15 protein-coding genes and 1 riboswitch are annotated in these 22,249 nt (G+C 67.0%); of the genes, 8 read left to right on the plus strand and 7 right to left on the minus strand.

Going from position 1 to position 22,249, the window contains the following annotated elements; genetic code table 11:
• The coding region (locus tag A9X01_RS08405; protein WP_081282272.1) for a PE family protein at nt 1–501 on the minus strand (501 nt) is incomplete at its 3' end.
• A gap of 115 nt (nt 502–616) precedes the next feature.
• Nucleotides 617–3,874 carry a helix-turn-helix transcriptional regulator gene (locus A9X01_RS08410; protein WP_065120315.1) on the minus strand — a complete coding sequence of 1,086 codons (3,258 nt, stop codon included), beginning with the start codon at nt 3,872–3,874 and terminating at the stop codon, nt 617–619.
• 262 nt (nt 3,875–4,136) lie between these two features.
• On the opposite strand from A9X01_RS08410, the gene A9X01_RS08415 reads away from it, so the two are divergent.
• From A9X01_RS08415 to A9X01_RS08435, 5 genes are all read left to right on the plus strand, one after another.
• The gene (locus tag A9X01_RS08415; protein ID WP_065120316.1) at nt 4,137–5,879 is read left to right on the plus strand and encodes a PPE family protein; all 1,743 of its coding nucleotides are present in this window, start codon (nt 4,137–4,139) and stop codon (nt 5,877–5,879) included.
• 42 nt (nt 5,880–5,921) lie between these two features.
• A complete protein-coding gene (locus A9X01_RS08420) occupies nt 5,922–7,256 on the plus strand; it encodes a PE family protein (RefSeq protein WP_065120300.1) in 1,335 nt (444 codons plus the stop codon).
• A 24-nt stretch (nt 7,257–7,280) separates the two neighbouring features.
• Nucleotides 7,281–8,024: a methanethiol S-methyltransferase gene (gene mddA, locus A9X01_RS08425; protein ID WP_065120301.1), complete on the plus strand. Its 744-nt coding sequence runs from the start codon at nt 7,281–7,283 to the stop codon at nt 8,022–8,024.
• Nucleotides 8,021–9,097, plus strand: a complete 1,077-nt coding sequence (locus A9X01_RS08430) for a PPE family protein (RefSeq protein ID WP_065120302.1) — start codon at nt 8,021–8,023, stop codon at nt 9,095–9,097. Before mddA ends, A9X01_RS08430 begins: the two co-directional genes overlap by 4 nt.
• A gap of 120 nt (nt 9,098–9,217) precedes the next feature.
• Nucleotides 9,218–10,384: a PPE family protein gene (locus tag A9X01_RS08435; protein WP_065120303.1), complete on the plus strand. Its 1,167-nt coding sequence runs from the start codon at nt 9,218–9,220 to the stop codon at nt 10,382–10,384.
• Here A9X01_RS08435 and A9X01_RS08440 read toward each other — a convergent pair.
• The gene (locus A9X01_RS08440; RefSeq protein WP_065120304.1) at nt 10,381–11,730 is read right to left on the minus strand and encodes a flavin monoamine oxidase family protein; all 1,350 of its coding nucleotides are present in this window, start codon (nt 11,728–11,730) and stop codon (nt 10,381–10,383) included. The two genes, A9X01_RS08435 and A9X01_RS08440, sit on opposite strands and share 4 nt — an antisense overlap.
• A gap of 207 nt (nt 11,731–11,937) precedes the next feature.
• Between A9X01_RS08440 and prpD the strand changes: the two genes are divergently transcribed.
• Genes prpD through A9X01_RS08455 form a run of 3 tightly spaced genes read left to right on the plus strand, consistent with a single transcriptional unit; the run spans nt 11,938 to nt 16,745 of the window.
• The gene (gene prpD / locus A9X01_RS08445) at nt 11,938–13,446 is read left to right on the plus strand and encodes a 2-methylcitrate dehydratase PrpD (protein WP_065120305.1); all 1,509 of its coding nucleotides are present in this window, start codon (nt 11,938–11,940) and stop codon (nt 13,444–13,446) included.
• 49 nt (nt 13,447–13,495) lie between these two features.
• Nucleotides 13,496–14,968, plus strand: a complete 1,473-nt coding sequence (locus A9X01_RS08450; RefSeq protein ID WP_065120317.1) for a cobyric acid synthase — start codon at nt 13,496–13,498, stop codon at nt 14,966–14,968.
• A gap of 49 nt (nt 14,969–15,017) precedes the next feature.
• Nucleotides 15,018–16,745 (plus strand): DUF3556 domain-containing protein, encoded by a 1,728-nt coding sequence (locus tag A9X01_RS08455; RefSeq protein ID WP_065120306.1) that lies wholly within the window; start codon nt 15,018–15,020, stop codon nt 16,743–16,745.
• 76 nt (nt 16,746–16,821) lie between these two features.
• On the opposite strand, the gene metE is transcribed toward A9X01_RS08455, so the two are convergent.
• From metE to A9X01_RS08475, 4 genes are all read right to left on the minus strand, one after another.
• A complete protein-coding gene (gene metE / locus A9X01_RS08460) occupies nt 16,822–19,080 on the minus strand; it encodes a 5-methyltetrahydropteroyltriglutamate--homocysteine S-methyltransferase (protein ID WP_065120307.1) in 2,259 nt (752 codons plus the stop codon).
• A gap of 158 nt (nt 19,081–19,238) precedes the next feature.
• Nucleotides 19,239–19,458, minus strand: a riboswitch (cobalamin riboswitch).
• 54 nt (nt 19,459–19,512) lie between these two features.
• Nucleotides 19,513–20,154, minus strand: a complete 642-nt coding sequence (locus A9X01_RS08465) for an NAD(P)H-binding protein (RefSeq protein WP_065120308.1) — start codon at nt 20,152–20,154, stop codon at nt 19,513–19,515.
• Between the two features lie 54 nt (nt 20,155–20,208).
• On the minus strand, nt 20,209–21,471 hold the full coding sequence (locus tag A9X01_RS08470) for a TetR/AcrR family transcriptional regulator (RefSeq protein WP_065120309.1): 1,263 nt from the start codon (nt 21,469–21,471) through the stop codon (nt 20,209–20,211).
• 129 nt (nt 21,472–21,600) lie between these two features.
• Nucleotides 21,601–22,248 carry a nitroreductase family protein gene (locus A9X01_RS08475; RefSeq protein ID WP_065120310.1) on the minus strand — a complete coding sequence of 216 codons (648 nt, stop codon included), beginning with the start codon at nt 22,246–22,248 and terminating at the stop codon, nt 21,601–21,603.
• Nucleotide 22,249 lies beyond the last annotated feature (1 nt).

A 22,249-nucleotide genomic window follows, 5' to 3' on the forward strand; every position in this document is an offset into this window, starting at 1 on the left:
GCCGGCGGAGCCGGCGGCGCCCGCGACCCCGCCGGCGGCGAACAGCCCACCGTTGCCACCCGCCCCCCCGGCACCGCCGTTGCCGATCAACCAGCCACCGGCCGTCCCGTTTTGGCCAGTCCCCGGTGCGCCGTTGACGCCGTTGCCGATCAGCGGGCGCCCGGTCGCCGCCAGGACCGGCGCGTTGATCGCGTCGAGCAGGCTTTGGATCGGCGCCGCATTGGCAGCCTCGGCGCTCGCGTACATTGCCCCGCCGGCACTCAGCGCCTGCACAAACTGCTGATGAAAAAGCTCCGCCTCCGCGCTGAGGGCCTGGTAGATCTGCGCGTGCCCGGAGAACAGGGACGCCAACGCCGCCGATACCTCGTCGGCACCGGCGGCCAGCACGCCGATGGTAGGGGCGGCGGCCGCCGCGTGGGCGGCGGTCAGGGCCGATCCAATGCTCTGCACATCCGTGGCCGCGGCGGCCAGCATCTCGGGGGCCACCTGAACAAACGACATCGCGGTACTCCTCGTCGCGGTCAACAGGAACGCCTTCAGCGTGCGTACGTATCCCCGTGAGAACGTCAGTCAGAGGACGTAGATGACACCCGGTGCGGGTCGTAGATTCGGCTGCTCAGCCGTGCGAGACACCTTCGTGCGCAAGCTGCACACGTGAGCTGATGCCCAGTTTGGCGTACACGTGGGTGAGGTGGGTCTGCACCGTGCGCCGGGAAATGAACAGGCGCGCGGCAATCTCGTTGTTGGCCAGGCCTTCGGCGACGAGCCGCACCACATCGCGCTCGGTGGGGGTGAGCGATGCCCACCCACTGGACGGGCGTTTACGCTCGCCGCGACCGCGCCGCGCATAACCGATCGCCTCGTTGAGGGTGAGTCTGGTGCCTTCCGCCCAGGCGTCGTCGAAAGCGTTCTGGCCCAATGCTTCACGCGATGTCGCGAGGGTGTTCTGGTGGTCGGCTTCGTAGATCTTGAACCGTACCGATCCGAGCTGGCGCCGAATTTCGGTGGCCGCACCGAAGAGTCGCGCCGCGTCACGGTGACTCAAGCCGTCGACGGCCAGTCGGCCCAGGCACTCGAGGATGTCGGGTACCGCCAGGTGCGCCGCGTATTCCGCGGCACAGGCGAGTGCGTTGTGAGCGTCGCGTTCGGCTTGATCCGGCTCGCATTTGGCGATGGAGATGCGGGCACGCGTCGTCAATGCCCGGGCCAGATGCCAGCCCGCTGAGGCCGCGACCTCCTGATCGGCCCAACGGCCGGCGGTGACCAGGTCCCCGAGGGCCAGGGCCACTTCGGCCATCGGGTTGGTATTGGCCCCGGCCAGCTCGCCATGCACGCTCAACCGCTGCTGAGCGGCTTCGCTTGCCTCGGCCGCCGCCGCGACGTCACCGGCGGCCACCGCCGCCGTGGCCAGCACCGCATAGCTGAATCCCTCGTTGTAGGGCCATAGATCACCGGCGGCCGCCAACGACGCGTTGCCCGCCGCCGTCGCCGCGTCGGTGTCACCGCGGAAGGCCAGCGCATTGCACAATGCGAGCCGGCTGCCCCACTTGAACAACACATCGTGCGCGGCGTCGGCATCCGCGGTCACCGCACTGAATTGGGTAACCGCTTCGGATAATTGGCCTTTCATCATCTGCGCCAGCCCAAGCGTCCACCGGCACGAGCGCGCATGAAACTGATCGCCTATCTGCTCCGCGAGCTCGTGCCCCTCGCGGGACGCCGCGAGGCCCGCGTCCGGATCACCGGCGTAGAACGCGCCATACGCCTGCCAGGTCAGGATCTGTGTCAACCGCCACCGGTCGCGGAGTTCGCGGGCGATACCGATCGCCTCGGCCAGGAACGGGCGGGCGGCCTCGGCGCTGTAGGAACTGATGGCGCCGCAGGCGGTGAGCGCGCGGGCCAGCAGGGCGGGATCGTTGATTTTCCGGGCGATGGCCACTGCCTGCTGCGCCTGATCGAGGTTGTCATGGATGCTGCGCGAGGCGTCCAGCGCCGCTTTATCGGCCAGCGCCCGTCCGCGCACCAACGGCGACACGGTGACCAAGGCTCGGCGGTCAGTCAGCGCAGCTTCGAACCAGGCCAGCCCTTCTTGAATCCGGCCTCGCGTCAGCCACAGGGGTTGCAGCGACGACGTGAGCTCCAGCGCCGCCTCGATCTCGTCGTTGTCCCGGCACCACGCGAAAGCCGCACGCAAATTGTCTATCTCGGATTCGACCTGCTCAATACGGTGCTGATGCTCGCCGTCGGCGGGGCTGTCCAGGAGCGCAGCCAGCTGGCCGTAGTGGTCGTGGTGGCGGGTTCGCAGGGCGGCGTCCTCGCCGGAGTCGAGCAACTTCTCAACGGCATAGTGGCGCACTGTCTCCAGCATTCGGAAGCGAGTGTGGTCGCCCGAGTTTTCGGCCAGCACAAGGGATTTGTCCACGAGCAGGGTCAGCTGGTCCAATACGTCGTGCGGTGCCAGCACTTCGTCGGCGCAGACCGCCCGCGCAGCGGCGTGGTCGAAACCGCCGCTGAACACGGCCAGCCTGCGGAACAACACCCGCTCGGTTTCGCTGAGCATGGCGTGTGACCAGTCGACTGATGCGCCCAGCGTCTGCCTGCGCGGTGTGGGCGCGCTTTCGGTCAGCAGCCGGAAACGATGGCGTAGGCCGTCCAGGATCTCGTTGAGCGACATCACCCGCACGGCGGCCGCCGCGAGTTCAATGCCCAACGGCAAACCGTCGAGGCGGCCGCAGATATCGCGGACGGCGACGGTGTCGGCAGCGGTGATGCTGAACTCCGGCCGGGCCAGCCGGGCGCGATCGATGAACAACTCGATCGCCTCGTCAGTGAGGGACAACGACGGCACCCGCCAGGTCAATTCACCCGGGACCCCGATCGGCGCGCGGCTGGTGGCCAATATCGTCAGGTGTTCACAGGCGCCCAGCAGTTCGCGGGCCAGTTCAGCGCAGGCGTCGACCAGATGCTCGCAGTTGTCCAGAATCATCAGGGCTTCCCGGTCGCCGACAAACCGCGTCAGGGTGTCGATCGCCGACCGGCCCGGCTGATCCGGTAGCCCGAACGCACGCAGCGCGGCCACCGGCACCAGGTTGCCCTCGCTCACCGGGGCCAGATCGACGAACCAGACCCCGCCGCCAAACTGCGCCGCCGCCTGCTCGGCGATTTGAGCCGCGAGCCGTGTCTTTCCCACCCCGCCGGCGCCCGCCAGGGTGACCAGCCGGTTGTCCCCGAGAAACTTGCGGACGTCGTTGATCTGCGCCGTGCGACCCACGAAGCGGGTCAACTGAATCGGAAGATTGTGCGCTGCAACGTTATTCGGGCCGTGCAGCGGCGGGAACTCAACCCGCAAGTCCGGGTGGCACACCTGCGCGACCCGTTCCGGGCGGGGTAGGTCACGCAACTGATGGGTGCCGAGGTCTACGAGCCAGACATCAGCCGGCAGCTGGTCGGCGACCAGATCGTGTGTGGTACCCGACACCACCACCTGCCCACCGTGCGCCAGGTCGCGCAATCGCGCGGCCCGGTCCACAGCGGGGCCCGCATAGTCGCCCGAATCGATCAGTTGAACTTCGCCGGTATGCACCGCGACACGTAACTGAACCGGCGCGAGCGGTGCCTGTTGCAAATCGATCGCGCAGGCCAGCGCGTCGGTGGCGCGGGCAAAAACAGCTAGAAACGAGTGTTCGGCGTCGTCCCCGGGGACCGGTTGCACCGGACCTGCTCCGCCATGCGTGGTGATGATGTCGGATACCACGGTGCCGATCAGCTCGGTTGCGCGTGCCGCCATCCCAGGCAGCGTTTCCCATGGCTGTGGCGCGCGCTCGACATCGGCGAGCAACAGGGTCACCGTTCTCGTCGGCACATACTCGCTCACGCACATGTCAAATCCGTCTCACACCGTTCCCATGACGCATCCGTGACTAACAAAGTGTTACGCACCTCGTCCAGCAACGGTTCAACATGAGTCAAAAAACTTTGCTCAATGGCCGGATTTGTGGGCGCCCCCCGTCGTACGACCCCTGATCGTCGATATACGACCCCTTGCACCGCACGAATTACGTCCTCTGGCCGACGTTCATCGCCCCGGTGCCCCGCATGGTTGCCGCAGGAAACCCGAACGGCAGGGGATGGTGGGCATGAATTTCTCGGTGTTGCCGCCGGAGATCAACTCGGCGCGGATGTACCTGGGCGCGGGCGCCGGACCCATGCTCGCGGCGGCGACGGCCTGGGAGGGTCTGGCCGCCGAGTTGGACGCGGCGGCCCGCTCGTTCGGTTCGGTGGCGTCCGGACTGACGAACGGGGTCTGGCAAGGCCCGGCGGCGGCGGCGATGGCCGGTTCGGCCGCTCCGTACGTGGGATGGCTGTCCGCGGCGGCGGCCCATGCGCAGGACGCGGCCGGCCAGGCGCAGGCTGCCGTGTCGGCTTTCGAGGTTGCGGTGTCGGCGACGGTGCATCCGGGGATGGTGGCCGCCAACCGCAACCAATTGGTGTCACTGGTGCTGTCGAACATCTTCGGCCAGAACGCCCCCGCCATCGCGGCCGCGGAGGCCGGATACGAGGAGATGTGGGCCCAGGATGTCGCCGCGATGCTCGGGTATCACGGCGGCGCCTCGGCGGTCGCAGCGCGGTTGGCGCCGATGCAACAGGCCTTGCAGAATTTGCCGAACCCGCTGGGCCAGCTCCAGACGGCAATCGCCAGCGCGCTCGGCAACACCGGCGGCCTGAACGTTGGCAGCGGCAACCGCGGTGGCCAGAACGTCGGTAGCGGCAACATCGGGGACCACAATCTGGGCAACGGCAACAACGGCACCAGCAATGTGGGCAACGGCAACCGCGGTGACCTGAACCTGGGCAGCGGCAATGCCGGCTCCAACAACGTCGGCACCGGCAACAAGGGCTCGGGCAACGTCGGCAGCGGAAACCTGGGCAACGCCAACATGGGCAACGGCAACCTCGGCAATACCAACGTCGGCAGCGGCAACCGCGGGGACGCCAATATGGGCCTCGGTAACCGGGGCAGCAACAATGTCGGAGCGGGTAATACCGGCAGCCACAACTTCGGGTTCGGCAATACCGGCAACAACAACATCGGCTTCGGGCTCACCGGCGACAATCAAATCGGCTTCGGTGCGCTGAACTCCGGCACCGGAAACATCGGATTCGGCAATTCGGGCACCGGAAACATCGGCTTCTTCAATTCCGGCACCGGCAATGTGGGCTTCTTCAACTCAGGCAACCACAGCACCGGCTTTGAGAATGCGGGCAGCTTCAACACCGGTTTCTCCAACTCGGGCCAGGGCAATACCGGTTTCCTCAACGCCGGCTTGAGCAACTTCGGGTTCGGCAACGGCGGCGCGAACAACATGGGTTGGGATAACGGCGGTTCGCAAAACTTCGGCACCGGAAACTCTGGCTTCCAGAACTCCGGCAGCGGCAACTCCGGCTCGCTCAACACCGGTGATTTGAACGCCGGTGACATCAACACCGGCTGGGGCAATTCGGGACGGAGCAACACCGGCGGATTCAACTCGGGCAACCTGAACACCGGCTTCGGCAGCGTCATCACACCTGCGGGTGTCAAGAGCTCGGGCTTCGGGACGACCGGCCTGGACTCGTCCGGATTCTTCAACTCCGGCGGGGACAGCTCCGGATTCATGAACACCGGCCTGGCTTTCGAATCCGGCTTTGGAAATTCAGGCAACGGCAACAACGTCGGCATCAACAATCACGGAAGCTTCCTGGCCGGCATCGGAAACACCGGGTTCGACAACATCGGCATCGGCAACTCCAACGTGTTCAACTCCGGCATCGGAAATTCCGGCAACGACGACTCCGGTTTCTTAAACAGGGGCGACGCGAAGTCCGGTCTCTTCAATTAAGTGCTGCGACAGCGGCATTCGTCACACCATCAAGGAGTATAGATGTCCTTTGTCATCACGGTACCCGATCTGCTGCAGGACGCCGCAGCCAATCTGGCCGGCATCCGCAGTTCACTGGCGGAGGCCGCGGCAAGCGCGGTCGGACCCACCACCGGGATAGCCGTCGCGGCTCAGGATGAGGTATCGACGGCAATCGCCGCGCTGTTTGGCGGTTTCGGCGACGAATTCCAGGCCGTCAACACGCAGGTGCAGAAATTTCACCACCAGTTCGTCACGTCGCTGACGGCGGGTGCGCAGGCGTATGCCAGTGCCGAGGCCGCCAACCTCGGTGGATTGGGCTCCTACCAAACACTTTTGACGAATACCGCCGCTAATCTGCAGACCCTGCAAAGTGCTGTGGCGGCAAACCCGGCGCCGCTGCTGCGGCAGTTCATCGCGAACCAGACCGGCTATTCGCAGACCATCGCCTCGGCGCTCCAATCAGCCATCCAGAACCCACCGCAACTGCTGAGCCTTCTTCCCACCAACCCGGCCGCATTGGTGCAAGGCTTCATCAATGCGCAAATCGGTTATGCCCAAACAATTTCCACCGCGCTCAGCAACGCCGCCAACGACTTCGGAACCGGGTTGACGGCATTGCCGGGTTCGCTGCAATCCGCGTTCCAGCAGCTGGTGGCGGGCGATGTTGCGGGCGCGGCACGCACGGCTGCGACGGGCTTCGGGAATCTGGTCTTCACGGGCCTGACCGCCAGCCAGGACCCAACGACCTTGCTCATCAACATCACTCCGTCGGGCGCACTGGGCGACCTGCTGCCGATCCTGGGCATCCCCGGCCAGATGGCGCAGAACTTCACGGATCTGCTGCCCGCCGGATCCGTTCCGTTCCAGATCTCGCAGAACATCGCCAATGTGATCACGACGGTCACCGACACATCCCAGACACTCGATCTGACCACCGGTGTCCTGCATGTGGGGCTGCCGCTGGTGCTCGGACTGGACGCCTTGGGCCCGGCGTTCACCTCGCTGGACGCATTGAATTCCGTCGCGGGTGCCGTGGGGAATGCTCTGCAAACCGGAGACGCCCTGGGAGCCGCCGCCGCATTCCTGAACGCTCCGGCGACCGTGCTCAACGGCCTCCTCAACGGCCAAAGCTCACTGCCGCTTACGGTTTCGCTGTTCGGTCTGACCACCACAACCAATATCCCGCTGGGCGGCCTGCTCACCCCCGCGCAGACCGCCTCACTCACCCTGGACGTCTTCGGGATGACCGGAACGATCCCGCTGTTCGGAACACAGTTCGGTGGCATCATCCCGGCCCTGCTGACCTTCCTGCCCGAGCAGCTTGCCGAGGCCATCGGCGCGGCCGTCCCGGTCTAGGCTGTCCGTCACGGAGGCAAAACCATGAAACGATTTCTCACCGTCGGTTACGGCGTGACCGCCTACCTCATCGGCTTCGCCGCCTTCCTCTACGCGATCGGCTTCCTGGGCAGCTTTGCGGTGCCACGTACCGTTGATCACGGTCTCGCGGCGCCGGCCACCCGAGCGCTGGCCGTCAATCTGTTGCTGCTCTGCGCCTTTGGCGCACAGCACAGCGTGATGGCACGGCCTGCGTTCAAGCGCTGGTGGACTCGGGTGGTGCCGGATCCCATCGAACGCAGTACCTATGTCCTGGCGACGGGTCTGGTTCTGGCGCTGATCTTTTGGCAGTGGCGGACGATGCCCGCAGTCATCTGGAACGTCACCTGGCCGGTCGGGCGGATCGGTGTGCGTGCACTGTTCTGGATCGGCTGGGTGATCGTCTTGGCGTCGACGTTCATGATCAACCACTTCGACCTGTTCGGCCTGCGGCAGGTGTACCTGGCCTGGCGTGGACGTCCCTACACGGATCTTCCGTTTCGCACGCCGCTGCTATATCGCGTGGTGCGTCACCCGTTGATGCTCGGATTTCTGATCACGTTGTGGGCCACCCCGCGGATGACCCTGGGACATCTACTCTTTGCCGCAGGCATGACCGCATACATCCTGCTCGCGCTGCGGTGGGAAGAGCGCGACCTCACCAGCGCTCTGGGTCAGCAATACCGTGACTACCGGGGCCGGGTACCGATGCTCATACCGCGGCCTCAAAGCATCCAGCGGGTGAAATGAGTTTCGTGATGCTCCCGCCGGAGGTCAACTCCGCGCTGATCCACGCCGGTGCGGGGGTGTCCCCGCTGTGCTTGGCGGCCGTGGCATGGGAAGAACTGGCCGCCGAATTATGTTCCTCGGCCGCGGCTTTCGACGGGGTCATCACGGATCTGGCCGGCGCGCCATGGACGGGACCGGCGTCGACCACGATGGTCGCGGCGGCCGCGCCGTATGTGGGTTGGCTGAGTTCGGCCGCGACCCATGCGCAGTCGGCGGCCGGTCAGGCGAGGGCGGCGGCGACCCTCTTCGACGCGGCGCTGACGGCGACGGTCCATCCGGCCGCTGTGACGGCGAACCGGGCTTCGCTGATGTCGCTGGTGGCCACCAACTTTCTGGGACAGAACACCCCGGCGATCGCGGCCACCGAGGGGGATTACGAGGAAATGTGGGCACAGGATGTGTCTGCGATGGCCGGGTATCAGGCCGGCGCTGTGTCGGTAGCGGCGGCGTTGTCGCCGCCCGCGGTCCCGCCGACGATCGTGACAGACGTGGCGTCCCAGGCGCTGTCCGGGCTTTCGTCCGCCTTGCAATCGGTGGTCTCCGCGGTGCCGGTTGAGTCCCTGTCGTCGCTGGCGCAAATCGCGACACTTCCAGTCAGCATGCTGCTGTCGCCGATGATGTCGTTGGCCCAGTCGGCCAACGGCGCAGGATTGGCTTCGGCCGCCGGTGTGGGGGCCGAGGTGCCGACGTTGGCGGGCAAGGCCGCGGTGGGGTCGCCGCTGGGTGGCTCGGGGGCACTGGGTCCGGCAGTCGCCGCGGACCTCGGCAACGGGCGCCTGGTGGGTGCCTTGTCGGTGCCGGCGTCGTGGGCCGGATCGATGCCGGATCGGTCGACGCCGGCCGCGTTGTCCGGGCTGACTATGGCACCTAACTCGGCGGTGAATTCCGGGGGAATGGGCGGTATGCCGATGATGCCCATGCCGATTGGCGGAGCGGGCGGCGCGGGCGTGCCCGGCGGAATGTTGGGCCGCGGCGGCGGGTCGCAGGTTGTCCAGCACCGGCCCAGCGTGATACCGCGGGCGGGCGTCGGTTAGGCCGAACCTAGGGCAGCAACCCTTGTAACAGCCTGCGGTGTTCCTGCGTAACTCCTGAATCACCTATCTAGCAGCACTAACTTTAGCCAGAGTGGCTGATGTGTCTGGGTTGGGATTGAGATGATTCTGGATTTCTCATGGTTGCCGCCGGAGATCAATTCGGCGCGGATATTCGGCGGCGCGGGGTCGGGACCGCTGCATGTAGCCGCGGCGGCCTGGGACAGCTTGGCCGCCGAGTTGGCGGCGTCGGCGTCGTCGTTCAACTCGGTGATCACCGGTATGGCAAGTGGGCCATGGGCCGGGCCGGCGTCGGCGTCGATGGTGGCCGCGGCGACCCCCTACATCGGTTGGCTAAGCATCGCAGCGGCACAAGCGCAGACGGCGGCCGCGCAGGCTAGGGCGGCGGCGACGGCGTTCGAGACGGCTATTACCGCGACGGTCCATCCGGCCGCGGTGACGGCAAACCGGGTGTCGCTGACGTCGCTGGTGGCGACGAACTTCCTGGGCCAGAACACCCCGGCGATCGCGGCCACCGAATTCGATTACGTCGAGATGTGGGCCCAGGACGTCGCCGCGATGCTCGGCTATCACGGCGGTGCCACCGCGGTGGCCGCGAGCGTCACTCCGTTTGCGGTGCCGCCGGTCAGCCTGGCCGGGTTGGCCGCACAGGTGGCGACGAACGCCTCAGCCGCGGTCAGCCCGTTGGTGCAAGGTGTGACGACGGTGCTGCCGGGTCTGGTGTCCGGCGTCCAGTCAGCGGCGGCGTCCGTGCCGGTGTCGTCGTTGGCGTCGGTCGCGCAGGTCGGCACCCTTCCCGCAAGCATGTTGATCTCCCCGATGATGCAGTTGGCGAGCCTCGCCAACTCCAGTTCGGCCAGCGCGGCCGCCGGCGCTGCGACCGCGGGCCTGGCCGATTCGACGAAGTTCGTCGGCGACGTCGCGCCGGCAGCGAAGGGTCTCGGCGGCGCCGGGCTCGGTGCGGGGATCGCAGGTGACCTGGGCAAGGCGCACCTGGTCGGCGCCTTGTCGACGCCGCCGACCTGGGCGGGCTCGACGCCGAAAGACATGGCCAGTGCCGCGATGCGCGGTCTGAGCACTCCGAGTGCCGCTACCGCACCGACAGCCGCGGCCCCGGCCGGCGGGATGGGCATGCCGATGATGCCGATGCCGACCGGCGCGGGTGCTGCCGGCGGCGGCATGCCGGGCGGGATGATGGGCCGCGGCGGTGGCGGTGCCCACGTGACGCAGAACCGGCCCAGCGTGGTTCCGCGGACCGGAATCGGCTAGCTGGCCGCCACGACCTCCGCGGCGGCACGCTCCCCGGAGCGGATCGCGCCGTCGATCCAGCCGCACATGATCGACGAGCTCTCGGTGCCCGCCCAGTGGATCCGGCCGCACGGTGTCCGCAGGGCGTGCCCGAACTCCGTCAACACACCCGTGCCCGTGTGGCTGATCATCCCGCCACCCGAGTACCGTTCCAATGTCCAGTTCTGCTCGTGGAATTCAATTGGCTCTCTTGCCTTTTCGCCGAAGCGTTGCACGAGCTCCCGGATGACGAGCGACCTGCGCCCGTCCTCGTCGAGCGCGGTCAGCCGGCGGGCGGCCGGGCCCTCGGTGATCACACACATGATCCCCGGGTCGCCTCTGTCGGTGCACGCGTCGATGGTCAACGAGGCCGGTGTGCCCGGTCCCACCGATTGGCCGGACAACCCGTCGGCGCGCCAGAACGCGTCACCGTAGATCGCGGAGATCTTGATCACCGCGCCGCTGGGCATGCGTTGGTTGAGCATCGCCCGGTCCACCGGCAGCGTCGGCTCGTAACAAATCGAGGCGGCGATCGCCATCGGAATCGCCACGATCACTCGCTTCGCGCGGATCGTCAGGCCCTCCGCGCTGACCGTGACGCCAGCGTCGTCCTGGCTGATGGTCCGAACCGGCTGCGACAGGTGCAGTGCGTCGCCCAGCTGCGCCACGATCGGGCGATAGATGGCGCCCATGCCGCCGACCGGGCGGGCGTCCTGGGATCCACCCCTGCCCGAGATGACGAACGACGGGCCACCCCCGGATCCCATCTGGTGCAACATCCACAGCAGCGACACTTCCGAGGCCGCTGACGTGTAGGTGCCGGCGAAAGCCGTGTCCAGCATCTCGCGGGCCGGCCGGGACAGCACGTTGCGCGCCAGCCAGTCGCCGATGGTGGTCCGGTCCAATTCGTCGGCGTCTGTTGCTTCCCAAGGATTTTCACGCGGCACCGCTTTACACATCTGTTCGATCGTCGCCAAACCGAGGCCCAGATTGGCCACCGCCCATGGGCTCATGGTCCAGGGCAGCTTCCCGCCGTAACGGCGCATCTTGCCGTCGACGATCATCATGGCGTCACCGTCGTTGTGCTGCTTGTATTCTCCGACGCCGAACTCCTGCATCAACGCATAGATCCGGTCCTGGCCCGGGCCGATCCAGGCGCCGCCGCGGTCGATCCAGACGCCGTCATCGCGGGTTACCGTGAAGGTGCGGCCGCCGACCCGGTCCCGGGCCTCGAGCAGCGCCACCGAGTGACCCGCCTGCTTCAACCGCAGCGCCGCGGTCAGTCCCGCGAACCCGGCCCCGACCACGCAATAATCGACATCTGACATACCCCGACTCCTAGCTACTGCCCCAGCAGCAAGCTACACCGATTGCACGGCTCAGAACCCGGATCGGGCAGATCCGCCGGCCGCGCGGGCAAGTCACTCCCGCTCGGTATTGCGCTGGCGATGGTGAGATATGTTGCAGGCCAGCATAATCAGAGCCAATCCGGGTTGCCCAACGGCACTGCCCCGGTGCTGCGTACTGTGCGGCTTATGCGTTTACACGACGTCCGAACCCGGCGCAGCGCCGACGACTTTCCGCGGAGCGAACACTTCGCCTGGCACATCGCGGAGGTCGCCGCGGATCCTGTCGCGGTCCCAGCCGACACCGAGGCTATGGTGCTCAACCGCATCATTGACAACGCAGCGGTCTCATCGGCCGCGGCGATCCGTCGCCCGGTAACCGCCGCGCGCGCTCAGGCACTGGCGCATCCCGTCGCGGTCAACGGGGCGAAAGTGTTTGGCGTCCACGGCAACTATTCGGCGGAATGGGCGGCCTGGGCCAACGGCGTCGCGGTACGCGAATTGGATTTCCACGACACGTTTCTGGCCGCGGAGTACTCCCATCCGGGGGACAACATCCCCGCCCTGGTGGCAGTCGCCCAGCAGTCGGGGATCGGTGGTGCCGACCTGATCCGCGGTGTGGCCACCGCATATGAGATCCAGATCGACCTGGCCAAGGGAATCTGCCTGCATGAGCACAAGATTGACCACATCGCCCACCTCGGTCCATCGGTGGCCGCCGGTATCGGCACCATGCTGCGGCTGGACACCGAGACGATCTATCAGGCGGTCGGTCAGGCACTGCACCTGACAACCGCCACCCGGCAATCGCGCAAGGGGCACATCTCCAGCTGGAAGGCGTTCGCCCCGGCCTGGGCGGGAAAGGTCGGCATCGAGGCCGTCGACCGGGCGATGCGCGGTGAGGGCGCACCCGCCCCGATTTGGGAAGGCGAGGACGGGGTGATCGCCTGGCTGTTGTCCGGCCCGGAGCACGTCTATCGCGTGCCGCTCCCGGAACCGGGTGAGCCGAAGCGCGCGATCCTGGACAGTTACACCAAGGAGCACTCGGCGGAATATCAAAGCCAGGCACTGATCGACCTCGCGCGTCGGCTTCAGGAGCGGATCGGCGACCCGGATCGGGTGGCCTCCATCGTGCTGCACACCAGCCACCACACGCATTACGTGATCGGCACCGGATCCAACGACCCGCAGAAGTTCGATCCGAATGCTTCGCGCGAGACGCTGGACCACTCGATCATGTACATCTTCGCCGTCGCACTGCAGGACGGCGCCTGGCATCACGAACGGTCCTATGCCCCGGAGCGGGCGCGCCGGCCCGACACCGTCGCGCTGTGGCAGAAGATCTCTACCCGGGAAGATCCCGAGTGGACCCGTCGCTACCACTCAACCGACCCGGCTGAGCAGGCGTTCGGCGGCCGTGCGGAGATCACCCTGCGCAACGGCGAGGTGATTGTCGACGAGATCGCCGTCGCCGATGCACACCCGTTGGGCGCCAGACCTTTCGGGCGTGCGCAGTATGTCGCGAAGTTCCTCGAACTGTCCGAGGAGGTGGTCGATGCGGCCGAGCGACAGCGGTTCCTCTCGGTGGTCCAGGGCCTTGCCGAGGTGCGGGCGGGCCGACTGGGCGCCCTCAACATCGTGATCGACCCGTCGGTGCTTGCGCTGGCGCGGACCATCCCGGCCGGGATCTTCGGATGACGTGTCGTATGCGCGCTATGGGACCATGGCGGGCGGTGAGAACAACCTGATGTCGGGTCTGCTGGTGGCCGGCACGACCAGTGATGCCGGCAAGAGCACGGTGACGGCCGCGCTGTGCCGCGCTCTGGCCCGGCGCGGCGTGCGGGTAGCGCCGTTCAAGGCGCAGAACATGTCGAACAACTCGATGGTCTGCCCGGCTGCCGACGGCACGATCGTGGAAATCGGTCGGGCGCAATGGGTCCAGGCGCTCGCCGCGGGGGCGGCGCCCGAGGCGGCCATGAACCCCGTCCTGCTCAAACCGGGCAGCGACCACCGCAGCCACGTCGTGCTGATGGGCCGCCCCTGGGGCGAGCTGGCGTCGTCGGACTGGCTGGACGCTCGGCGGCCGCTCGCGAAGGCCGCACACAAAGCGTTCGACGATCTCGCCGGCCGCTACGACATCGTCGTCGCCGAAGGCGCCGGCAGCCCCGCCGAAATCAATCTGCGCGCCGGTGACTACGTCAACATGGGTCTGGCCCGTCATGCGGAACTTCCGACCGTCGTCGTCGGGGACATCGATCGCGGCGGGGTGTTCGCGGCGTTCCTGGGCACCGTGGCGCTCTTGTCCGCGGAGGACCAGGCCCTGGTCGCGGGCTTCGTGGTCAACAAGTTCCGCGGTGACCTCGACCTGTTGGCGCCGGGCCTGCGGGATCTGGAGCGGCTGACCGGACGCACCGTCTACGGCACCTTGCCCTGGCATCCCGACCTGTGGCTGGACTCCGAAGACGCCCTCGACCTGACCGGGCGGCGCGCAACGGACAGCGGCGCACGCCGGGTGGCCGTCGTGCGATTCCCCCGGATCAGCAACTTCACCGACATCGACGCGCTGGGCCTGGAACCGGACCTCGACATCGTGTTCGCTTCCGACGCCCGCGCGCTCAGCGATGCCGACCTGGTGGTGCTGCCCGGCACCCGCGCCACAATCGCGGACCTGGCCTGGCTGCGGGCCAGGGGACTGGACCGCGCGGTGCGGGCACACGTCGCGGCGGGCAAACCGTTGCTCGGGATCTGCGGCGGTTTTCAGATGCTGGGCCGCGTCATTCGCGATGAGCACGGCGTCGAAGGAGGCGCGGGCGAGGTCGACGGGCTGGGTCTGCTCGACGTCGAAACCACATTCGGCGTCGACAAGGTTTTGCGACTGCCGCACGGCGCATCGCTGGGGGCCCCCGCCGCGGGGTACGAGATCCACCACGGCCGGGTCACCGTCGGTCCAGGCAGCGAAGAGTTCCTCGGCGGTGTGCGCGACGGCCTCGTGTTCGGCACCATGTGGCATGGCGCGTTCGAAGGGGACGCGCTGCGGGCGGCCTTCCTCCGCGAGACGCTCGGCGTCGCATCCAGGGCCAGTTTTCCTGCCGCGCGCGAGCGCCGTCTGGACCTGCTCGGCGACCTCGCCGAACGGCACCTCGACGTCGACGCCCTGCTGGATCTGGCCCGGCACGGCTGCCCGCCCGGGTTGCCGTTTATGGCGCCGGGTGCGCCGTAATCGGCAACCGCAGCGCAATCGCCTAGAACACGTTCTAATCTGTCAAACCATGGGATTCCTGAAGCCCCAGCTGCCGGAGATCGAGTTCGACGAGTGGAGCAAGGGCACCCGCAGCGAGAAGATCCGCCCAATGGCCCGGCACTGGGCCGAGGTGGGCTTCGGCACGCCGGTGGTGCTGCACCTGTTCTACGTGTTGAAGATCCTGCTGTATGTCCTGTTTGCCTGGCTGATCGTGTTGAGCACCAAGGGTATTGACGGGTTCACCAATGTCCGGGCCTGGTACGCCGAGCCGATCGTGTTTCAGAAGGTCGTGCTCTACACGATGCTCTTCGAAGTGGTGGGGCTGGGCTGCGGCTTCGGGCCGCTCAACAACCGGTTCTTCCCGCCGATGGGCTCGATCCTGTACTGGCTGCGGTTCGGCACCATTCGGCTACCACCCTGGCCAGACCGCGTCCCGCTGACCTTCGGCACCAAACGCAAGCCCGCCGACGTCGCGCTCTACGCCCTGCTGTTGATCCTGCTGGTGGCCGCCCTGTTCACCGACGGCTCGGGCCCCATACCCGAGTTGGGCACCACGGTCGGGGTGCTGCCGACCTGGGAGATCGTGGCGATCCTGGTGGTGCTCGCCATGGCCGGTCTGCGCGACAAGGTGATCTTCCTGGCCGCGCGCGGCGAGGTCTACGGCACCCTGACCGTCACCTTCCTGTTCGGTGGCGTCGACATGATCGTCGCCGCCAAACTGGTGTTCCTGGTGATCTGGGTGGGAGCGGCGACGTCCAAGCTCAACAAGCACTTCCCGTTCGTGATCTCCACGATGATGTCGAACAACCCGCTGATGCGGCCGCGGTGGCTGAAGCGGCTGTTTTTCGAGAAGTTCCCCGACGACCTGCGACCCGGCCGGCTGTCCCGGATCGTCGCCCACCTCAGCACCTTCATCGAGATGTTCGTGCCGCTCGCGCTGTTCTTCGCGCCCGTCGGCTGGCCGCTGAAGGCGGCGGCGATCGCCATGGTGCTGTTCCACTTCGGGATCCTCTCGGCCATCCCGATGGGCGTTCCGCTGGAGTGGAACGTGTTCATGATCTTCGGGGTGCTGACGCTGTTCGTCGGTCATGCGCACATTCGGTTGGATGACGTGAAACACCCAGTGCCGGTGGCGGTTCTGTTCGCGGTGATCGCCGGCATTGTGATCGCGGGCAACCTGTTTCCCCGCAAGATCTCGTTCCTGCCCGGCATGCGGTACTACGCGGGCAACTGGGACACCACGCTGTGGTGCATCAAGCCGTCGGCGAGCGACAAGATCTCTCGCGGCATCGTGGCGATCGCCAGCATGCCGCAAGCCCAGTTGGAAAGGTTCTACGGGAGCCCGGAGGCGGCGCAGATTCCGCTGTACATGGGATATGCGTTCCGCGGCTTCAACACTCACGGCCGCGCCCTGTTCACCCTGGCGCACCGGGCGATGGCCGGACAGAACGAGGACGACTACGTCATCACCGACGGTGAACGCATCTGCAGCACCGCCATCGGCTGGAACTTCGGGGACGGCCACATGCACAACGAGCAGTTGATCGCGGCGATGCAGCGGCGCTGCCGGTTCGAACCGGGCGAGGTGCGGGTGGTCCTGCTCGACGCCCAGCCGATCCACCGGCAGACGCAGCGGTACCGGCTTGTCGACGCCGCAACCGGCGAGTTCGAACGGGGCTACGTGCGGGTGGCCGACATGGTGACTCGACAGCCGTGGGACGACGACGTCCCCGTCCACGTGCAGTCACCCGAGTAGCGCCCCGCGAGCCGAACCGCACTGCGAAATTTCGGGTTGGAAACCGCAGCGCGGTTCGGCTCGCGCGCACGTCGCGCTACTCCGCCCGCACCTCCTCCGCCGCGGCGACCATGTTGCGCAGCGACGCCTTCACCTGCTCGACGTTGCGGGTCTTCAACCCGCAGTCCGGATTCACCCAAAGCCGCTCAGCAGGAACGGCTTTCAACGCGGCCCGCAACGACGCGGCCATCTCCTGGACGCCCGGCACGCGCGGCGAGTGGATGTCGTACACGCCGGGGCCCACACTGTTGGAGAAGCCGGCGGCGTTGAGGTCGTCCAGCACCTCCATTCGTGACCGGGCCGCCTCGATGGACGTGACGTCGGCGTCCAGATCGGCGATCGCGCCGATCACCTCACCGAACTCCGAGTAGCACAGGTGGGTGTGGATCTGGGTCGAGTCGTCGACCCCGGAGGTGGCCAGCCGGAAAGACCCTACGGCCCAACGCAGATAGTCGTCCTGGTCGGCGCGACGCAGCGGCAACAGCTCCCGCAGGGCGGGCTCGTCGACCTGAATCACCGCGATCCCCGCGGCCTGCAGATCCACCGTCTCGTCGCGGATGGCCAGCGCCACCTGATTGGCGGTGTCGGCCAGCGGCTGGTCGTCCCGGACGAACGACCACGCCAGGATCGTGACTGGCCCGGTCAGCATGCCCTTGACCGGTTTGTCGGTCAGCGACTGTGCGTACTTGATCCACTCGACCGTCATCGGCTGGGGACGGGCGACGTCGCCGTACAGGATCGGCGGTCGCACACACCGGCTGCCGTAGGACTGCACCCAGCCGTTGTCGGTGGCGAAGAAGCCGTCCAGCTGCTCGGCGAAGTACTGCACCATGTCGTTGCGTTCCGGCTCACCGTGCACCAGCACGTCGATCCCAAGCTCCTCCTGCAGCTTGATGACGTCGGCGATCTCCTGCTTCATCCGGCGCTCGTACTCCGCCTGATTGATCTCGCCCTTGTGCAGCGCCGCGCGGGCGACGCGGATCGCCGAGGTCTGCGGATAGGAGCCGATAGTCGTGGTCGGCAGCACCGGCAGGTGCAACCGCGCCTCCTGCCCGGCGCGCCGCTCCGCCGCGTCACCGCGCTTCGTGCCGGACGCGACGATCGACTCGATCCGGGCTCGGACCTCGCTGTTGTGCAGCCGCGGGTCCTTACGGCGGGAGGCGACGGCGGCGTTGGACGCGGCGATCTCCTCAGCGACGGCGTCGCGCCCCTCGCGCAGGCCGCGGGCCAGGATGACCACTTCGCGCACTTTTTCCGCGCCGAATGCCAGCCAGCTGCGCAGGTTGTCGTCCAGGCCGGTCTCGGACTCCAGTGAGTAGGGCACGTGCAACGTGGAGCACGACGTCGAAACCGCCACCGCCGCAACCGAACCCGACAGCGTAACCAGCTTGTCGAGGGCCGCTTCGATGTCGGTGCGCCAGACGTTGCGCCCGTCGACGATGCCGGCAACCAGAGTCTTTTCGGCCAATTCGGGCACCGGCGTCACCGCGCCGTACACCAGGTCGACGCCGATTGCCTCCACCGGAGTGCGGGCCAGCCCGGCCAACGCGGCGCCGGGGTCACCGAAGTAGGTGGCGACGTGGATGGCCGGCCGGTTGGCCACGGCCCCGAGCGCGTTGTAGACCGCCTCGGCCAGGGCGGGCGCGTCGGGGGAGATGTCGGTAACCAGCACCGGCTCGTCGAACTGCACCCACTGCGCGCCGTTGTCAGCGAGCAGTGAAAGCAACTCGGCGTAGATCGGCATCAGCTCCTCGAGGCGTTCGACGGGCGCCGCCGCGCCGTCAACCGCCTTGCTCAGCAGCAGGAAGGTGATCGGCCCGATGATCACCGGCCGGGCCGGAATTCCTTGCTCGGAAGCCTCTTTCAGCTCTGAAAGCACCTTGTCCGCATGCAGGGCGAACATGGTCGACGGCCCGATCTCGGGCACCAGGTAGTGGTAGTTGGTGTCGAACCACTTCGTCATCTCCAACGGGGCGACCTCGTCGTTGCCCCGCGCCGCGGCGAAATAGCGGTCCAGCTCGTCGGAAATCTCGTTGACCCGGGGCGGTAGGGCACCGAGCAGCACTGCGGTGTCGAGCATCTGGTCGTAGTAGGAGAAGGTGTTGACCGGCACCGAGTCCAGTCCCGCCGCAGCCAGGTCCGCCCAGGTGTCGCGGCGAAGCGTGGCGGCGACGGCTTCCAGGTCCGAGCGGCTGGTGCGTCCCGCCCAGTAGCCTTCGGTAGCGCGCTTGAGTTCACGGCGTGGACCGATGCGGGGGGAGCCGGTGATGGTCGCGGTGAATGGTGTGGCGTTCACGAGCTGGTTCGTCCTTCAGTTGACGGAGTGGACACCACCCGCGGACGCGCAGCCTATCCGCTGGCGGTGCCGGACTGTCGTCAGTCACATGCACCTCAACGGGTTCGGCCAAACGCCCATTCCACGAGGCGATGTGCCGCCGGACGCGGCGCGCCCGGCACAGCTGGCAGGTCTTCGGACTCGCAGGCGCGCACCGGGTGGTGATTCCTACCGGCCGTCGCTTCCCAGTCGTGATCTTCCACGTCCAGTGCCTTGACGGCTTTCGTTCCTGCATACCGCTGCGGGACAGTCCCGGATTCTCACCGGGTTCCCTCTTACGAAGCGTGGTGCCTCGCTCGATGCCGGCGCCGCGGATGCGGCGACGGCAGACCAGCTGCGACGCCAAGGCTACTCCGCGCTTGGGGCAGCATGCGAACGCGGCGGCAGCGCTGGTCAGCCGGCCAGCGCCTCCGCTACCGGCACATCACCGTTGTTGAACTCGATCGTGCGGCCTATGGTCGAGTCGTCGGCCACCACGGCTGCCGCCACCAGCGCGACGTCCTCGCGAGACACCGAGCCCTTCGCCGCACCGATCGCGATCCGGCCGGTCGCCGGCTCCAGGGTCAACCGGCCCGGTCCGAGCACCGTCCAGTCGAGGCCGCTGGCCCGCAAGTGCTCGTCAGCGGCGGCTTTGGCTTCCGCATAGGCGAAGAACGAATCATCCTTGGGGACACCGTGATTGGGGCCGGCGCCGAAGTAAGACACCATGACGAACCGCCGCACGCCCGCCCGCTCGGCGGCGTCAATGACCCGGATCGCGGCATCCCGGTCGACGGCGTAGGTCCGGGCCGGGTTGCCGCCACCGGCCCCGGCAGCGAAGACGATGGCATCATGGCCGGCCACCAGATCGGCCAATTCGTCGGTACCGAGCTGCTCGATGTCGGCCGTCACCGGTTCGGCGCCGGTGGCCGCGACGTCGCCGCTGTGATCGGGATTGCGGAATACCGAACTCACGCGGTCACCGCGCTCGTGCAGGATCCGGGCCAGGTGCAGCGCGACCTTGCCGTGTCCGCCGATGATGATGATCTGTGCCATGCCCGCCACGCTACGCCCGTCGCCGGACCGACTGCCCGGACAGATCTTTGGTTGCTACTCGTCCCGAACCGCCACGCCGCGCAGGACCGTGTCGCGGGCCAGCACCAGCGAAGTGCGGGTGCCCACCGCGCGCAGGATGTTCTCCGGTATCCACTGCATGCCGATGATGCACCGGGCCAGCATCGTTGTCGACGCCGCATCGGTACGGATCTCGGTCGACCGAATTCCCTCCGCGAGCAGCGACTTCATTTGGCGCAGCCGCGTCGTGTAGGACCAGCCGGGGTTCACGGTGTCCCGGGGCGGCGATTGACGCATCCAGGCCAGCTGAATCCTGAACTCGTCGGAGAACTGGTCCAACGCATTGACATTGACCCAGCTGAGCGCGTCCAGCTTCTCTACCGGCGTCGCTTCGGATCGCAGCACGTCGACCCAGCCGGCTTCGACCTTCTGCCCGAATGACTGCATGATCGAGGCGAGCAGTTCGTCTTTGGACCCGATCACCCGGTACACGGTTCCGGTACCCAGCCCGGCCGCCGACGCGATATCCCTGATAGTGGTGACTTCATATCCCTTGCGGCCGAACTCGGTTCGTGCCACCGCCCGCAGATGTGCAGCCTTGTCGCTCGGGTCCGCCTCGCTGTCGTCCGCCCAACTCCGGATGACCTCGGTGGCGGCGGCGAATGCCGGGGACCGGTCGAGCGCGCGGTCGGTGGGCGGCCGTGATGCCAACCCTTGCAATATGATTCGGCACATCAGCGCGGCGACCTGGTCGGGCGACGAGTTGTGCCGGATCACGTCGAGACCGACCTGCAGCATGGTCTGGCAAATGCGATCTGCCAGCGTGGGCAGATCGACGTCCGCCTTGATGTAGCCGCTCCATCGGGCGGCACGCAGCGTTTGCAGCATCGCCTCGAGGATTGCGACGGGCCGCTGCTGGGTCAGCTTCATCAGTTCGGGATCCGCGCTCGGTCCCTCGTAGAAAGACATCTGCAGGGCGGCGCGGTGTCGCACAGCGCAGTTGGCGATCGCCGAGCCCAGGTCGATGATCTGCTCGGCCGGCGGGCGGGAGTCCGGCTCGTCCAATTTCGCTTGGGCGTCTTGCCCTATCCGTTCCAGGTCGGCCTGATAGCGATGGATCAGTTCGACCAGTATCGCTTCTTTGGACTCGAAGTGGTGGTAGAGACTGCCCGGGAGAATGCCTGCCGCGTCGGCGATTTCCTGCAGTGAGGTGCGCAGTCCCGACGAGGCGATCAACGCTGCCGCGGTCTCGAGGATCTCGGTCCGGCGGGTTCGGGATTCGGTTGCGCTGTCGGTCATGGTCGGCTGGACTTGGTGAATCGCAGCGTCGGCACCATGCGAATCCCGTCCTCCTGCTGAACCAAATCTTTGTTAGAGATTACCAGAATCGCCGCGCCAAACGCGCTGCGTACGGCCCCGCCGACCATCCTAGCCGGGCGTGGCCGACCAGTGGTCGACCGCGATCACCTCCTGGACGGGCAGGCGGCGGGCGGGCCGGAACGTGGTTCCGGCGCGCAGCCGGCCGACGGGCAGCAGGCAGCCCTGCACGTAGTCGGCCGGGATACCGAGCAGTTCCGCGACGGCCGCCTCATGGTGCAGGTGCAAGGTGGTGATGCAGGTGCCGTACCCGCGGGTGTGCAGGGCCAGCTGAAAGTTCCACACCGCGGGAAAGATCGAGCCGTACAGCGTCGAAAGATAGAACGACTCGTCGCCGTCGATGCGCGGCAGATAGGGTCGGTAGCAGGGGATCACCAGCACCGGAATCCGGGCCAGGTTCTCCACCAGCCACTCCGTCGATGACATCAGCCGGGTCTCCGGCGTGCCAGCCGGCATCATCTCCGCCAGCAGTTGACCGCCGACGCGGCGCAAATACGCCTCCCGATAGAATTCCGCGATTTTCGCCCGCAACGCCGGATCGGTCACCAACAGCCACCGCCAGCTCTGCTGGTTGGAGCCATTGGCGGCCTGTAGGCCAATCTGCAGGCAGTCGCGGATTTCGTCGAGGTCGACCGGCGCGTCCAAGTCGAGCGTTTTACGCGCCGAGCGAGTCGCGGTCAGCAGGTACGGGATGTCCACG

Source organism: Mycobacterium asiaticum (assembly GCF_001668675.1).
GTDB classification, from domain to species: domain Bacteria; phylum Actinomycetota; class Actinomycetes; order Mycobacteriales; family Mycobacteriaceae; genus Mycobacterium; species Mycobacterium asiaticum_D.

Coding starts and splice junctions, on each gene's coding strand:
- A9X01_RS08440 (WP_065120304.1), bottom strand. CDS start 11,730: ATGTCAGATGTCGATTATTGCGTGGTCGGGGCCGGGTTCGCGGGACTG.
- A9X01_RS08450 (WP_065120317.1), top strand. CDS start 13,496: ATGTCGGGTCTGCTGGTGGCCGGCACGACCAGTGATGCCGGCAAGAGC.
- A9X01_RS08430 (WP_065120302.1), top strand. CDS start 8,021: ATGAGTTTCGTGATGCTCCCGCCGGAGGTCAACTCCGCGCTGATCCAC.
- A9X01_RS08420 (WP_065120300.1), top strand. CDS start 5,922: ATGTCCTTTGTCATCACGGTACCCGATCTGCTGCAGGACGCCGCAGCC.
- A9X01_RS08470 (WP_065120309.1), bottom strand. CDS start 21,471: ATGACCGACAGCGCAACCGAATCCCGAACCCGCCGGACCGAGATCCTC.
- A9X01_RS08465 (WP_065120308.1), bottom strand. CDS start 20,154: ATGGCACAGATCATCATCATCGGCGGACACGGCAAGGTCGCGCTGCAC.
- A9X01_RS08455 (WP_065120306.1), top strand. CDS start 15,018: ATGGGATTCCTGAAGCCCCAGCTGCCGGAGATCGAGTTCGACGAGTGG.
- A9X01_RS08415 (WP_065120316.1), top strand. CDS start 4,137: ATGAATTTCTCGGTGTTGCCGCCGGAGATCAACTCGGCGCGGATGTAC.
- mddA (WP_065120301.1), top strand. CDS start 7,281: ATGAAACGATTTCTCACCGTCGGTTACGGCGTGACCGCCTACCTCATC.
- prpD (WP_065120305.1), top strand. CDS start 11,938: ATGCGTTTACACGACGTCCGAACCCGGCGCAGCGCCGACGACTTTCCG.
- A9X01_RS08435 (WP_065120303.1), top strand. CDS start 9,218: ATGATTCTGGATTTCTCATGGTTGCCGCCGGAGATCAATTCGGCGCGG.